We start from the raw sequence: 15,683 nt of genomic DNA, 5'->3' as shown, positions 1-15,683 counted from the left end.
CGATATCCGGGCTCTATTGGTCAAACGGCTCATGCTGCCAGGCTCCCATCCGGGGCAAAGAAAAAGGCCTTGCTGGCGTCCATGTAAAACCGGTGATCTTCACCGACCTGATACGGGTGGACGCCGTGGGCCAAGGATACCCAACCGTCGCTGCCCATCTGAAAATGAGCGCTGGAGTCCGACCCCGACAATTCTGTCACCTGCACAATGCCGTTCAAGGCCACGTCACTGGCGGACGCCGCGACCGGTGTGACATGGTGCGGACGGATGGCAACGGTGTATTGGCCATCTGTCAGCGCCGCGGCAGCCCCGGTCAACGTCCAGGTCACCCCCGTCCTCAGGTGCGCCTGTGTTCCGGTCTTGGTAATTTCGGCGGCATTGATGGGTGGATCGGAAAAGACGCGCGCCGCAGTGAGGTTTTCGGGGTTGCGATAAATGTCCGTTGTAGCGCCAAACTGGGTCACGGCTCCGTCATGCATCAACGCGGTCCGGCCGCCCAAAAGCAACGCTTCTTCCGGCTCGGACGTGGCATAGACCACCACTGCCCCGCGTCCTGCAAACAGCTCGGGCAATTGTTCGCGCAGCTCTTCGCGCAACTTGTAGTCAAGATTGGCAAGCGGTTCGTCCAGAAAGACCGCCTGGCTTTCCTTGGCAATGGCACGCGCCAACGCGCACCGCTGTTGTTGTCCGCCTGACAGCTCCTGGGGGCGCCGTTTGAGCATCGGTCCCAGTTGCAGGATATCCGCAGCTTCCTGCACACGGTCGGAAATTTCGGATTTTGCCATACCTGCAACCCGCAAAGGGGAGGCGATGTTTTCAAACACGGTCATATGCGGGTAGTTGACAAAGAACTGGTGCACGAGGCTGATATTGCGCTTTTGTGTCGACAGCTTTGAAACATCCTGTCCTGCCATCAGGATCCGCCCCGAGGCCAGCGGATCCAGCCCGGCCATCAGTTTGATCAAGGATGTCTTGCCCGCGCCGGTCTGACCAAGCAGGACATTGAAATGCCCCGTCTCCAAAACCAGCGATGTTGGCTTGATATGGGTGATCCCACGCACCACCTTGGTGGCGTTTCTTAACTCAATTGTCATCGTATTCCCTTGCCCCGGTAAGGCTGGCCGAAACCCAGGAAGACGGTTTCGGCCAAACACTGGCCCCCCAGCAAAAGGGCCAGTGCAACGGTCTTGTTACTGGTTCCAGCGCGCGACCAGATCATCATAGTTGACGGTCTCGCCCTGCGGTTTTTCGTTTTCCAGCTTTGCCTTGGCACCACCTTTGCCCAACCATTCCGAGGGGTCTTTTTCCTCGTTCAGACGGGGTCCGCAGCCACCATAAACATTGGCGGCCTCATCGGCGGCCTGCATACGGGCCATGGTGATGTCCATTTCACCGGCGAGACGATCCATCGCTTCTTGGGGGGTAAAGGCACCAGAGTTCACATCGCCAATCTGTTGCCACCAGATCTGTGCCAGCTTGGGATAGTCGGGCACGTTGATGCCGGTTGGCGACCATGCCACACGGTCCGGCGAGCGATAGAATTCAACCAGGCCACCCAGCTTTGGAGCACGCTCGGTAAAGCTGGCGTGGTTGACGGTGCTGTCACGCATGAAGGTCAGGCCAACGTGGCTTTTCTTCACATCGACTGTCTTGGACGTTACGAATTGCGCGTAAAGCCAAGCCGCCTGAGCGCGATCGGTCGGGGTGGATTTGAGGAATGTCCAGGACCCAACGTCCTGATAACCAACCTTCTGACCTTCTTCCCAATAAGGTCCATGCGGGCTGGGTGCCATCCGCCACAGCGGGTTGCCGTCACCGTCGACCGTGTTGTTGCCTTCGGACTGTGGCTTGACCATGTCTGCAGTAAAGGCCGTGTACCAGAAGATCTGCTGGGCCACATTGCCCTGCGCCAATGCGGGCAGCGACTGGTAAAAGTCATAGGACGCAGCCCCGGGAGGTGCATAGGCGCGCAACCATTCATCCCATTTGCGGATCGCATAAACCGCAGCCGGGCCATTTGCAGCACCACCGCGTGACACGGACGCACCTGCCGGGTTGCACGACCCAGCTTCCATTCGGATGCCCCATTCGTCGATCGGAACACCGTTTGGTTCCCCTTTGGACCCGGTGCCCGCCATCGACAGCCAGGCATCGGTCATCCGCCAGCCCAGATCCGGGGCGCGTTTGCCGTAATCCATATGGCCATAAATCGCGACGCCATCGACTTCTTTCACATCGTTGCTGAAGAAATCGGCAATGTCTTCGTAGGCCGACCAGTTGACCGGAACACCCAGTTCATAGCCATATTTGGCCTTGAACGCAGCTTTGTTGTCCTCATTGTCGAACCAGTCCTTGCGGAACCAGTAGAGGTTCGCAAACTGCTGGTCAGGCAGCTGGTACAGATTGCCATCCGGGCCCGTGGTGAACTGGATACCCATAAAGTCATCCAGATCCAGTGTCGGAGATGTGGTGCCAGACCATTCGCCCGCCATCTGTTCGGTCAGGTTATAGGCCAGTTGCAACCGCGAATGGGTGCCGATCAGATCGCTGTCATTGACGTAGCCGTCATAGAGATTGCGCTGGGTCTGCATCTGTGTTTGCACAGCCTGCACCACTTCGCCTTCGCCAAGGATCTGATGGTTCACCTTGATCCCGGTGATTTCCTCGAACGCCTTGGTCAGGACTTCCGACTCATACCCGTGGGTCGGGATGCCTTCCGACAGGACGTTGATCTCCATGCCTGCAAACGGTGCGGCCGCCTGGATGAACCATTCCATCTCAGACATCTGTTCGTCTTTGTTGAGCGTGGATGGTTGAAATTCTTGGTCAATCCATTTCTGGGCTGCTGCCGTATCGGCAAAAGCAGTCCCCGACCCCGCGATGACGGCAACGGCCGCAGTCGCGGAGAGCAGATACTTACGCATCATGTCTCCTCCCAAAGATTATTATTTGTACCGACAATTGTCGGCCACCTAGACGGTAGTCCCAGAAATGGCACCCTGTCAAACTATAAAATTAGTAGATAAATTTCCGTTTGAATTCAAACTACAACACGGCGCTCGCGACCTGTCACATGGCAATCATGAACCCGCGGGCGGACCGCTTGCGTTCGATAGAAACAGGTCACACAGCCAGTTATCGCTCGAGCGCCAATCTGGCCCGAACACCCACAAGAGGGCCATAGCGCTGCCAACCGCATTCTTGTTTGACCAGCCCCGGACGTTTGCGGCGGCACCGTTGTTGTGACTGATATTCAGCAATCCCGCCCCTGTCTCACGGGTCTGCCGCCGAAACCTCTCTTTTCAGCAACCCCCTGATCACTGACGACAAACCGACAATGTTCTGATCTGTAAAGAACTGTGCATGCCCGCCTGGAATTGTATGAGACGTAAAGCCATCTGGATAAAGGTTGTTGAACCAGGCAGACGGGTCCGCCCCATGAGAAAAGGGGTTAAGATGACTGTCACGTCCATATAATAACGCAGCTGAACCGAGATGGCGGGAAAAATCCGTGTCCTCCATAAAAATGGTCAAATCAACCACACGACCTTTTGCCCTGAGTTGGCGCACCACCTCGCGGACGATGACTGTGGCCTGGCAATTGCCCCCGATCGTCAGACAGCCCTCAGGTTTGAGAGCATCGATTTCATAGGCATAATGCACGGACAGCGCCTGAACATCAGGTTGAGCGTAATCAAACACAAGATGCCCTGATCGCATACCAGTGACCGGATGCTCCGGACCAAGATGATCGGCCAGCTGCTTTAGTTCGTTGAACCCCTGGAAGCACCAGAACAGATGTTTTCCGCGCCCGGCAGCGTTCAAGGTGAACAAAAGCGAGTCCGCGCGGCTTTGTTCGCCCTGCCACGTTTTCAGAAATGGCTGCAATTTGGATTGAATGGCTTGGAATCGGGGCAGCTCGGGGGGTGTTTCAGCGGGCGTTTGCAGGTTCGACACTGCCTGCGCCAACGAAATCGGAGTCGCATGTCGGAAAAAATCCTGCAGGCTCAGCTTCCTGTTCAACGCCTCTTCCAACAGCATATGGCATTTCAATGCAGTCAGTGAATCGCCGGCAAGATCGAGAAAGAAATTATCCTCCCCCCCAATACCGTCAAACGCTAGAACCGTTTTCCAGATATCGACGATGGTGGTTTCCAGTTCATTCAGCGGCCTCTGGTTCGTGCATCGTATGTGCAGCTGCACGGCGTCTGGACAATTGGTCGCCGCTGATCGGTCGATTTTCCCGGATGCACCACGCGGCAGGGCACCAACCGAATAATAGGCACCCGGAAGCATGTTGCGAGGAACGCGATCCGCCAGAAAATCCCGCAATTGCGTCGCCGTCACTGTCACGTCCGGCTCCGCCACCACCAGAACCGCCAGATACGGGTGCGGCCTTTCAGGATTGTTTTGCAGCACGGCAACCGCCTCAACGATATCAGGATGGGTCATCAGGGCGGCTTCAATCTCGCCAGGCTCTATGCGTGTTCCGTTGAGCGCGATCTGATTGTCGAACCGACCCGTCGTCATCAGGAGACCATCCCCACGCATCCAGGCCGTATCCCCGGTCCGATAGAAACGACCCAGGCCAACCTTTGGAAGCTGTACAAAACTGTGAGTCGTTTTCCCAGGGTCTCCCAGATACCCCAAACCGGCACATACGCCTCCCAGGTACAGTTCTCCGATGTGATCAAAGGGCGCGATATCGCCAAAGTCATCCAGAACAACCGCTGTCACGTTGGGAATCGGGCGGCCGATCGGCACAGGCGCGGTGATGTTCTCATCTATGCGATGTACGACGGCGCTGATGGCCGCCTCGGTTGGACCGTAAGAATTGTAAATAGAAATTCCTGGGAACCGCGCGCGAAATCGGTTTACGGGTTCCGGTTGCATGGCCTCGCCGCCAATCAAAATCGTGCGGACCGATGCCAGAGCGTCGCCAAAACCGGGGTCATTGTCGGCCCGATTTGCAATCTCGTTGAACACAGACGGCACATAATCCAGCAACGTCACCTGCTCTTTCCGGCAAATTTCGGCTGTTTGGTCTGGAGAAATCAACACTTCGGGTTGTGCGATGACGCATGTACCGCCACAGCACAGAGGAAAGAAATACTGCCAGACCAAGGTATCGGCTGTTGTCCCGGAGGTTGCCAGAACCTTGGGATCAAAGCCCGAGCAAAACCGGTCGAGCATGAATTGAATCCGGTTCACAACACCCTGGTTGGTATTGATTGCTCCCTTGGGCCGACCGGTCGATCCAGAGGTGAACAGGCAATACACCGGGTCGTCCGCCCCGATGTCCACACCGTCGGAACACTGGTCAAGCTGCAAGATTTCGGACGGCGCAGGCAATTCGACGGTCGGGACATCCAGATACGCCAACGCGGCGCGATCCTGGATCCGTGTCACAATGACGTTGGTCTGGATCTGGTTCACAACTGCCAGCACCCTGGATTTGGGCCACCCCGAATCCAAGGGAACGAACACCCCGCCAATCTTGAGAACGGCAAGTTCGGTCAATAGCATCTCGGGCGACGATGCCATCACCATCGGCACCAGATCTCCGCGTTTGACACCGGATGCCGTCAGACGATGCGCGATGTAATTCGCCTTGGTGTCAACTTCGGAATAAGTGAGCCGTTCAGCCTCACAGACGACCGCTGTTGCCTTGGGGGTTTTCTGTGCCTGGCGTTCGATCAACCGATGTAACGGCGTGTCCGTCGGCGCATCGGCCGGTTCGCCAATGGCATGGCGCAATATCTCGGCGCGCTCTGCGGGGGGCGTGGTCGCCAGGGCAGACAGTTTCTGGTCCGGGTCACTCAAACCTTGTTCCAGAATATGTTCAAACTGACGCGCGGCTCTTTCAATCCAGGACCGATCAAAGCGGGCCTCCCGATAGACCCACGTCAGTTCAAAGCTTTCCCCCACGTCCTGAAAATAGACTCCCAGATCCCGGTTCGCGACCGGCAGAAAAACCCGTTTTTCGCCAAAAATCATATCCTGTGTTTCAAAAGTTCGACGCGAAGGGAGCCGGGTGAAAGCGGCCGGTGGTGCCACATAGCCAGACCGGCGGTTCATGGACCCGTTGGCGGCTTCGAATGCGGTTCTCAGCGCAACCGCCTGATGCCGTTGAGAGAGCTTGATCTGACGACTGACACCATTGGCCAGATCACAAAAGGTGGTCTCAGATGTCCGAACAGATTCGATATGATGCACAGTACCAAACAACCCAATGACACCCTTGAAACCGTTCGTTGGCAAAGGCCCCAGCGTTGTGGCAATCATGACGTCCTGTTGTCGTGATATCCGGGATGCCCATTCGGAGAACGCTGCAAAGGCAAGCCGAAATGGGCTTAGGCCCAGTTCCGCAGATCTTTTGACCAACAATTGACAGACACGGAGCGGCACAACGGCCTGCAAAACGCCTCCTGCTGCGCTGTGTGCACTGTTCGCGGACCTGTCCCCAGGCAAATCCCATGTTGCTCCTGGTGACGCGGTTTTCTCCTGCCAGTAGGCGATTGATGGGGCAAAGGCTTCGCTTTGTGCATCCTTATGCTGTGCCTCGCAAAAATCCTGATACGACACGCTCAAAGGCTCGGAGGGAGTTTGGGTCAAAGCGTCCCGAAGGTCCTCCAGAAAAACGGTCCAGGTCAGCCCATCAATAATCATGTGGTGGAAGGCGCACACCAGCCTGAACGTAGCATCGCGCCTGTGTTCGAGACGAAACCGATAGAGCGGTCCGGCCCCAAGATCAAAGGCGGCCATCCCAAATTCCAGATCCCTTTTACGGTCGCATTCCCGGGACTGCGTGGTCGCGTCCACAACCTCGATCCTCACAGTTTCGGTCCCGCTGCGGATGCTGGACACGCCACCTGGTATGGCTGCAAAGACCGACTGCAAACCCTGTTGGCGACGCACAACCCGCGACAAGGCCTTGGACAATTTCTCGGCCATCGCCGCAGCGCTGATGTGCGCCTGAATTTCAACTTCCCAAACAAGATTATGAACCGGCGCATCCGTGAGAACCTGAACATCGCCCCAAATCGCAATTTGACCAAAAGAAGCCTGCCCGTTCGTTGTCATTTGTTTCCCCTTGGCAAGCATGTGTTTTGATTTCGGCGCTTTGGAATGAAGCTCAAGACAGCGCATCCCGACGGCAAATCATAGATCGACTGGAGGGACTTCGAAAAGAGTGATAGATGCGTAAAGACCGGGCGTGGAGCGACTTTTCCCAGGTATTTCCCATCGCCGCTCCAACACCGATCAGCAGCAGAAAATGCGCCGACAGGATCTGGGGCTGTACGGGGACCAACGTCAGACGCGCCTCTCATCCCTGAGCGGCGATTGGCGGTGACAAAGTCGGCTTGAAAATACATGCCGCGGACTATCGCCAAATGCATGTAACGCCCCGGGTGCGTCAACACCGGGTCAATCCAAAACGCTTTGTCACCCGTTCAACTGGGTGCAAGCCACGTATAGGCACATGGCGTTGCATAAACAGGCGTAGAACCTCCGGGCCAGTCTCCCTGATACGAATTCGGGAACATTGCCCAGATCGATCAGAGCCTCGCCTTGCAGGCGGTCAGCGAACCGCGTGCTCATGCTGGGTCATCGCGGACAGCAACCCACGCTATCGTTCATCCAACCGTTTGATACACTGAACAATCCAGAACTGCCCAAGGTCAACACAAACCCCTGGCACGCCATGAGTTTGCCGTCGTCCTCACCCTTTGATCGGATATCGGTCTGCTTCTTCAAAAACGTCTATAACGCGGGCCCCCGCCTTGATCTTTGCGCCGTGTTCGACTCCTGATGGAATCGAGTAACTATCGCCGGGTCTATAGATCTTTGTCTCGCCGCCAATGGTTAACTCGATTTCTCCCTCGACCACGGTGCCCCATTGCGCGCCATGAGAATGCATAGGCAGCTCCATATCCTTCAGGAAGGTAAAGAAGGCCACAAGACCGGCGTCCGACTGTACAACCGCTGTTTGCACGACATCCTCTGGAAATGGCACATCAATACTGGGCAATGCTGTGACGAAATCGGGAAAAGCCATAATTGTATCCTTTGTCTTTTGGCATGTGTGAATGATCTGTGAAATGTCACGACACACTGACAGGGCAACTTGAATTTGGCAATCTTCGCGATTCTCTGGACGGCTCTTTCAATCTTGCTCTGGCCAATGTGGGCGGTTGCAGGACCGACAGGCACCGCCTCCCGCAATGCGTGCGATGAACAGCTACCTGGTGGGGGCAACATTCAGGTTTGACGACAAATGACACTCCCCGAGAACGTCAGTACATCTTTGACCAGAAGGATGATTTATGTGCATGCCTGTCTCGCAACCCTTGCAGAAAGTCCGCGTGGGTCGGGAACCGGCCATAGTCCTCGATCTCGCCGTCAAGAGCGGTGCAATCCTGCAAATGATCCACTGCATGACCATATCTGGATGCACGACCCAGTTCGAGCGCATAGGTGATCATGGCCCGCCAAAGCAGGACAGCTGCAAGCGGATGTCTGGCCCGCAGGGACTCGGCCGCAGGTGCCATTAGCGCATAGTGGTCCCCGTTGATTTCATCAGCACGCTGATCAACCAATTGTGCCGCGCTCAGCAAGTCCGGCCATTTGAGGAAAAAGTCGAGCGCAGCGGAGAAGCTGTGAAACGCCAGAACAATCTGTTTGGCCTGTTCTTCGGCTTCGACATCATCAAAATCCGGCAGACGTCTGAGATAGGCGCGCAGATGTTTCTGGTTCAGAGACGCACCAAAGCAAGACCAGCGATGTTCCTGCGCGTCCTCATCCCGCCCCAACGCCATCAGGCATTCGATATAGGCCTCGTCCCAGGCGTCATGTTCCTGCGTCCGCCCCTCTTGATCCGCATTCAACAATACTTGCAAAGCGTCGCTCGCCTTGCCCTGTGCAACCAATAAGACGGCAACCTCGGCTGCGACGCCCTTGCGTTCCAGCTCCGCCTCCGAAAACTGGGCAATATAGGCATCCGTATCCCCAGCGACGGTTGCGATCTCTTGCAGACACCATTTGACGAAACGGGCTTTGCGGTCAGCCACATAGCTGGTCCCACCGCGCAATTGACGCAAGAACTGTATGGCAGCGTGATCTTCGGCCCCGTCATCCTCGGCGCTTGACGCATATGCTTCGACATGCGCCTTCAGCCGGGCCAAACCAGAGGACCCGAGCACCGGAGCCATAAGGGGAATGATGCCATCCCATTCGCCATAACCGTTGTCTTGAACCACCGTCCATACACGATCCGCCAAGGCATCGGGATCAAGAAGCGCGCGCGGTGCCAGATCCGCGAATTGCTGAATGGCAGCCCGAAACACATCGCCGACTTCGCCCCGGCTGTCATCCACACGCTCATGGACAGATGGCGCGATTTCCAGGAAATGCCACAATAGATCAAATGCGGCAGATGGATCCTCTGGCCCGATCTTTTCAACGATCATCGCCACTTGGGTCTCCAGGTCCTTGATCAACGCCTTGCGTTTTCGCCAACTGATCCTGCTGGTCGATTTCCGAATGGACACAAGCCGTTTGGCCACATCTCTGGCCAACTCTGTCGCACCCAGATTATGACTCAACTCCAACCGCAAGCGGCGTTTGATGTCGGCGCTGCCTGCGCTGACTTCCATCAGCAGTGCAGCCAGCCGTTCTGCGCCCAGGGCTTCGAGGTTGGATGGGTTCAAGGTCTTTTTCGACATTCCCTGTTTTGGCATCCGAAACCGATGAAGGAAAGACGAACAGTAACTGGACGCATGGTTTCGGACTTGGGATGCAGGTTGGATATCCTCCCAATGCCCCAATATCCGCGCATTTTGGGTACACCCGACCCCGACCCGACCTTTCTGCAAAACAATTTGAGGAGAGACCTTGACCTCAAAAAAACGCTGGAATAGGAAGAGCAAAGATGAGCGGGCGTTGTGTAGTGGTAAGACCTTAGCCTTCCAAGCTAATGACGCGGGTTCGATTCCCGCCGCCCGCTCCAAAAAATTTCCCTTTAAAATTGAATACCTTAGATTGCACTGGATGCCCTGTGTGTCTGTGTTGGTGACACGATCAGGCCAATCTGAATGCTGACGATCCTGTGTTCGTGAACCGGCCTGTCATCGGGGCACCAGCCAAACCTCTCTGCTGCTCTCCCCGCGATATTCAATGCATTCTTGGAAATCATCCCGCTACCGCGCTAACATTCAAATTGCATCGTTTATGCGGGTTACACCACGCGCGCGGGTTGGGGGAGAGATGAAGCATGACACAAGGTACCGGACGGTTTGGGCAGTTGATCGCGTTTTTCCAAGAACAAACAAGCGATCGCAACGCGCTTGAAGAAGTCCTGCGCCGCGCCGGGTTGCCAGAAAAATACCGAGGCAACGACAACAAGATAAACCCCGAAGGCGAAGCCCTCTTTATTCGCAACGCCTGTGATATTCTGGGCGATCCGGTTTTTGGGGTGCGGGCAGGATTGAACCTGGGGGAAACCGGCACGCTGACCAGCTATATCAACAAGTATTCACAAACGCTGGGCAACGCGATCGAGAATTCACAACGCTATCACCATATCATCGATTCCGGTCATTCCTTTACTTTGGACATTGGTGGAAATTCAGCGTCCGTCAAGGTTCAGCGGGCCAATCCTTCGTTTTACCGCTATCATAGATACATGGAATACCTGATGTTCGCCGCCCTTTGCCGGATGCGGGCAACCACGCAGGTCACGTTCTATCCGATCGAAATTCGGTTTGACCACGTCGTAAAGGCCGAAGCCGATCAGATCAGGAAGCTGGCGGGCTTCCCTGTCGTTTTTGGAGCTGAAACCCCCGAAATCATTCTTCCGCTTTCGACATTGTCGTTGCCTATCCCCACCTATGAACCCAGCCTTCGGGAGCACCTGGTGCAATATGGGGACCGGCTGTTGGCGGAACACGCTTCTGCACCTCCGTCGTTGCGCGCCTCGATCGAAGGCGTTCTGGCTGCCAGCCTTCCAGGAAGGATCGCGCCCGCCGACGAAGTTGCCGCAAGTGTCGGGATGAGCCGACGCACCTTTGCCCGACGGCTCAAGGACAATGGGCTCAGCTTCCGCAGGATTGTCGATGACTTGCGCTGCGACCTGGCCAAAACCTATCTCAAAGGAGGCTTCAGCATTGCCGAGGTGGCCTTTTTCCTGGACTATTCGGATCAGGCAGCCTTCTCCACGGCCTTCAAACGTTGGACCGGAGCCAGCCCTAGCAGCTTTGCATGATCTGCACCCAAAAGCCCCATTGGCGGCTTTGCCCCCCCTCGTGAAGACACAGGTGATCTGCGCTTGGCTGCAAATACCAAGTGTTTGGCAGGAAATCACATGTCATTTGGTCCTCAACCGACCATCTCACGGTCATGAGTAACGACCGATACAGACCGATGCCAGCGGCACAGCGGCTCTGTGGTTTATTTCGGGGGGATGACATGGACCGACTGACTGAAATGGAAGCTTTTGCCAATGTGGTTGACCAGGGGTGTTTCACCTATGCAGCCAAGAAGATGGGCCTGTCGAAATCGGCGGTGTCCAAACATGTGTCCAACCTCGAAGATCGGTTGGGCGCGCGGCTGTTGAACCGCACCACCCGCAGGGTCAACCCCACCGACATCGGATTGGCCTATTATGATCGGGCGCGACGTGTGCTGAATGACGCTGGCGAGGCAGATGCTTTGGTCACAGCCATGCAGCGCAGCCCGACGGGGTTGCTGCGGGTCAGTGTCGCAACGGACTTCGGCGTCTCACATCTGTCACCAACGCTTGGTGATTTCATGCAGAATTACCCAGACATCAAAGTCGACATGGTCCTGAATAACCGCTTTGTCGAATTGATTTCAGAGAACTTCGATCTGGCCATTCGCATCGGTGCGTTGGAAGATAGCACCATGCAAGCCCGCAAGCTGGCCGAAACCAACCGGCGGATCGTGGCCAGCCCCAGGTATCTGGAGCAGCACGGTCAACCACAGCGGATCGAAGACCTAAACAACCACCGATTGCTGCATTATTCACAGGGATCTAGCGGCAGTGTCTGGAAGCTGAATTCTCCCTCGGGAGAGTTCCGACAGGTCCGGACCGCCGGCTCGCTTAGCATCAACGACGGGCAATCCTTGTTGAATGCTGCCATCTCTGGCCTGGGCTTGGCTTATCTACCCAGCTATCTTTACTCGGATGCGTTAAAGAGCGGACAGGTCGTCAAGGTGTTGCCGGATCTGCCCCCAACCAAGCAGGGGATTTATGCTGTATACCCGCCCGGACGCTTTTTGCAGCCCAAGGTACGGGCGTTTATCGACTTTCTGGTTCAGGAGTTTTCTCACAAGGGACCAGAGAACTGGACCTGAAGCCAGCCGTCCACCCCCCTCACGCGACCCCAAAGACCCCTGTAGCCCGATTGGGTACGGGGGTCTTTTATTTTTGCCCGTCACCCTGAGCATTCTTTTCTGGCACAAGATTGCCAACCCCCACCCTGCGCCCTAGGTTGCGATTTGCACAAGGCATCCGAACCCGTGGAGACCCAATTGCCCTCGCCTACAGATACACGCCCCGCAGCGATCCTGGTCGCACATGGTCAGCCCTCGGCCCCGGCCCCCGCCGAAGCAGCGCTGAGTCAATTGACCCAACAGGTTCAGGCGGAATTGCCGCACACAAGAGTTCTGTCTGCCACACTGGCGATGCCGGGGAGGCTGGAACAGGTCTGTGAACAGGCGGGCGCTGATGCGCTTGTATATCCTTGTTTTATGGCGCGAGGTTGGTTCACAAATCAGGTTCTGCCCAAAAGACTGGCCGGGCGGTCCACCAGAACAACCGACCCGCTGGGTTCGGATCCGGACCTGCCGGCGATGGTGGCCCGGTTTCTCCATGCCCAAGCCGAAAAACGGGGCTGGGTTCTGTCGGAAACTGACCTATTGCTGGCTGCACATGGATCGGCGCGCGGAAATTCGGCCGCCGAAGCCGCCTATGGCTTTGCCGAGGCCCTGTCCGCTGTCGCCAACACCACACGACTAACCGTCGGATTTGTCGAACAACGCCCCTTTGTGACAGATGCTGCAGGAAAATGCGGAACCCAAACCTTGTGTCTCCCCTTTTTTGCTCAACAGGGCGACCACGTTCGCAATGATATCACCAAGGCTTTGCAGGACGCGGGGTTTGCCGGAGATCTGCTGCCTGTTGTTGGCCTATTGCCCGAAATTCCAGCCCTGATTGCGGCCGGGCTCCGCCGCGCATTCGACACCTGAAACCGGGTGGCTATCGGTTTTTGGCGACCAGATCCAACACCGATTGCGCGGCCCGTTGCGTCCCAGAATGGCGCTGCATCTGATGTGAGACGGCTTTGAGGCGCACACGCATGTCGTCATCATTCAAAAGAGACAAAATTTCGGACCGCAGGGACCGCGCCGTCCAATTGGCTCGATCAAACCGGCGACCAACCCCTTTGACTTCGGCGCGGCGCGCGTTGTCATGGCCATCCCAACAATACGGCATGACCAGCGAGGGCACCCCATGAAACAACGCCTCGCAAAAGCTGTTGTTGCCGCCATGGTGGATGAAAAGCGCGGATTGGGCGACGACGGATGGTTGCGGAAACCAATTACCCAGATGGACGTTGTCGGGGATATGTTCATACGAATCTTCGAACCCGCCAACATTGACCAGAAATCGCGCTGGAATTGTGGCAAAGACATCAATCATACGACGGATCAAATCGGTATCTATGGCACCAAGGGACCCGAAGCTGATGTAAATCATCGGACCATCATTGACCGGAAAGTCGGGAATTTCGAAGGGAGCCTCTTGCCGCACACATCCTTCCAGGAAAACGAATTGCTCTGCGGACAACTGGTTTTCCCTGTCATGGCGCACTGCGGTGGGTGCCAGCAACAGGTTCAGCGACGGTGACGGCTCCAGAAACAGACCAGGGGGCAGCGCCGCCGCGCCACGTTTCTTGCGAAATTCGTTATAGCGTGCATGCGACGTGCGGGTGTGCCGATCATAGGCTTTCTTGAACGCCACGCGACCTGTGGCGTCGTCACCATCCAGCCCAGATAAATAGGGTGGCACAGCTGGATCGGGGATCTCGGTTTCCGCACAGGAGACGATCCGCACCCAGGGGCACCCCGCCTTGGCGATGGCTGGGAACATGATGACATTGTCCAGCAGGACGGCATCGGGTTTGATCCGGTCCAGAAGCGCGCCCAGATCGTTTTCGACCGCAATCGCCGTATCGACGATAGCCTCCCATGTGGGGGCAACATAGGTCGGCAATTGCTCCAACGGTGTCAGGTTGAAATGCGGCAGATGCGTCGTGATAAAGCCTTGCCAATAGTCTTCTACCGCCTCGGCGCTATTCTTGAGCCTTTGCGGCAGGTGGTATTCCTTGAACCCGTATTCGGCAAAGACACCGGTAAACCCCGGGTGGCAGATGAACACGGGATTGGCCCCCTGGTGCCGCAGTTCCTGGGCAATGCCAACACAGTTCAGCCCCGCACCGAAACCGGCTTCGGGGAACAGGGCAATGGTGGGCGAAACAGTCACGCGCGTGGCCCTCTTGTCAAAGGCGGGATACCCCGGTTCGCTGCCTCGGGCCGTCGAATGCGCGAGCGGCGCAGATGCACCACCATTTGGTCAGCAGCCAGGTCGAATTGGTTGCGTTCCAGGCTGTCCAGAATTTCCAGGTGTTCGATCATGGCCTGTCTCATGCGAAAACTCGGCATCGACGTACTGCGTCGGGATGCCTTGCGCAATCGGTGATGCGCCAACAGAGCGCCGCGCACAAACCGATTCCCTGAACTTTGCGCGATGAGGCTGTGAAATTCAGTGTCGATACGGCGAAATCCACCCGTGGTCAGACGCTCTTCGCCAGCACGCAGGAAATCGTCGATCTGTGTTCTCAGCAACCCGGCCCGCTTGATATCCAGCGAAAATCCCGGTGCCATGATGGCCTGTGGCTCCATGGACAGACGGAAGTCAAAGCTTTCATCGACAGATTTGGGCGAATCGATCATGGGCTGAAAGGCCCAGGCCCGCCCCGGCAATTGCGTAACAATTCCATCTTGAGATAGTATTTTTAGCGCAAGTAGTACCGAGTTGCGTGACACACCATACCGCCGCACCAAAGCACTCACTGATTGCACATCCTCAATGCGCCGATCCGCCCGATCCGAAAGGATCCGTCGCGCCAACGAATCCTCCGCCTCCTCAAATGCCTCCAAGGCCCTGGAAGCCTGGTCCGCCGCATCCACAGCCAGAAAGAATCCCTCTTCCTGACGCCACTCCAAAATATCATTTCTCTCCAACATCTTAAATGCAGATCGAATTGGCGTTCGCGACACACCGCAAGCCTCGGAAAACGCCTGCTCCGGCAAGTGATCACCGCGCCTCATGCCCCGCTCCAACGCGATACTCAACACCTGCTTGGCGAGAGCGATATGGCTTTGCCGAGCATTGCGCCTAATCTCTGACATCTCCCGACTCCCTTCAGGCACAACAAGGCCCGCAAAGTGACCAAGTCAAAAAAGAACAACGAATACAGTTTGACGTACTTTTTCTTTCATTAATACTAGATTGCAGTGCGGCGAACAACAGCCGCTTGGAACAAAACCAAAAACCGCAGGTCCCGTGGACATGCGGCATCCAACAGGAAACGAGGAGA

At 56.3% G+C, this 15,683-nt stretch carries 10 protein-coding genes and 1 tRNA gene; 4 read left to right on the top strand and 7 right to left on the bottom strand.

Annotated elements, in window-relative coordinates; genetic code table 11:
• Positions 1 to 29: 29 nt before the first annotated feature.
• From QEZ52_RS06540 to QEZ52_RS06520, 5 genes are all read right to left on the bottom strand, one after another.
• Entirely contained in the window at positions 30 to 1,094 is a 1,065-nt protein-coding gene (locus QEZ52_RS06540; RefSeq protein ID WP_406648749.1) for an ABC transporter ATP-binding protein, read from the bottom strand.
• Positions 1,095 to 1,190: 96 nt separating this feature from the next.
• Positions 1,191 to 2,924 carry an ABC transporter substrate-binding protein gene (locus QEZ52_RS06535; RefSeq protein WP_406650355.1) on the bottom strand — a complete coding sequence of 578 codons (1,734 nt, stop codon included), beginning with the start codon at positions 2,922 to 2,924 and terminating at the stop codon, positions 1,191 to 1,193.
• Between the two features lie 349 nt (positions 2,925 to 3,273).
• Complete coding sequence (locus QEZ52_RS06530) at positions 3,274 to 7,083, bottom strand: non-ribosomal peptide synthetase (RefSeq protein ID WP_406648748.1); 3,810 nt, start codon at positions 7,081 to 7,083, stop codon at positions 3,274 to 3,276.
• 640 nt (positions 7,084 to 7,723) lie between these two features.
• Positions 7,724 to 8,059 carry a cupin domain-containing protein gene (locus QEZ52_RS06525; protein ID WP_406648747.1) on the bottom strand — a complete coding sequence of 112 codons (336 nt, stop codon included), beginning with the start codon at positions 8,057 to 8,059 and terminating at the stop codon, positions 7,724 to 7,726.
• Positions 8,060 to 8,297: 238 nt separating this feature from the next.
• Entirely contained in the window at positions 8,298 to 9,725 is a 1,428-nt protein-coding gene (locus QEZ52_RS06520) for a DUF6880 family protein (RefSeq protein WP_406648746.1), read from the bottom strand.
• 210 nt (positions 9,726 to 9,935) lie between these two features.
• On the opposite strand from QEZ52_RS06520, the gene QEZ52_RS06515 reads away from it, so the two are divergent.
• The 4 genes from QEZ52_RS06515 (at position 9,936) to QEZ52_RS06500 (ending at position 13,269) form a co-directional block, all read left to right on the top strand.
• Positions 9,936 to 10,009: transfer RNA gene (locus QEZ52_RS06515), tRNA-Gly, on the top strand.
• 264 nt (positions 10,010 to 10,273) lie between these two features.
• Positions 10,274 to 11,263, top strand: coding sequence for an AraC family transcriptional regulator ligand-binding domain-containing protein (locus tag QEZ52_RS06510; protein ID WP_406648743.1), 990 nt, complete (start codon positions 10,274 to 10,276; stop codon positions 11,261 to 11,263).
• A gap of 203 nt (positions 11,264 to 11,466) precedes the next feature.
• Positions 11,467 to 12,375, top strand: a complete 909-nt coding sequence (locus tag QEZ52_RS06505) for a LysR family transcriptional regulator (RefSeq protein ID WP_406648742.1) — start codon at positions 11,467 to 11,469, stop codon at positions 12,373 to 12,375.
• Positions 12,376 to 12,552: 177 nt separating this feature from the next.
• Positions 12,553 to 13,269, top strand: a complete 717-nt coding sequence (locus tag QEZ52_RS06500) for a CbiX/SirB N-terminal domain-containing protein (RefSeq protein ID WP_406648740.1) — start codon at positions 12,553 to 12,555, stop codon at positions 13,267 to 13,269.
• Between the two features lie 10 nt (positions 13,270 to 13,279).
• On the opposite strand, the gene QEZ52_RS06495 is transcribed toward QEZ52_RS06500, so the two are convergent.
• Positions 13,280 to 14,566, bottom strand: coding sequence for a nucleotide disphospho-sugar-binding domain-containing protein (locus QEZ52_RS06495; protein WP_406648739.1), 1,287 nt, complete (start codon positions 14,564 to 14,566; stop codon positions 13,280 to 13,282).
• Positions 14,563 to 15,495 (bottom strand): GntR family transcriptional regulator, encoded by a 933-nt coding sequence (locus QEZ52_RS06490; protein ID WP_406648738.1) that lies wholly within the window; start codon positions 15,493 to 15,495, stop codon positions 14,563 to 14,565. The genes QEZ52_RS06495 and QEZ52_RS06490 overlap by 4 nt, the downstream gene beginning before the upstream one ends.
• Positions 15,496 to 15,683 lie beyond the last annotated feature (188 nt).

Origin of the sequence: Aliisedimentitalea scapharcae (assembly GCF_045277565.1) — a bacterium.
GTDB lineage: Bacteria > Pseudomonadota > Alphaproteobacteria > Rhodobacterales > Rhodobacteraceae > Aliisedimentitalea > Aliisedimentitalea scapharcae.
The sequence above is the reverse complement of the archived record's forward strand: the minus strand, read 5'-3'. Positions and strand labels throughout refer to the sequence as shown.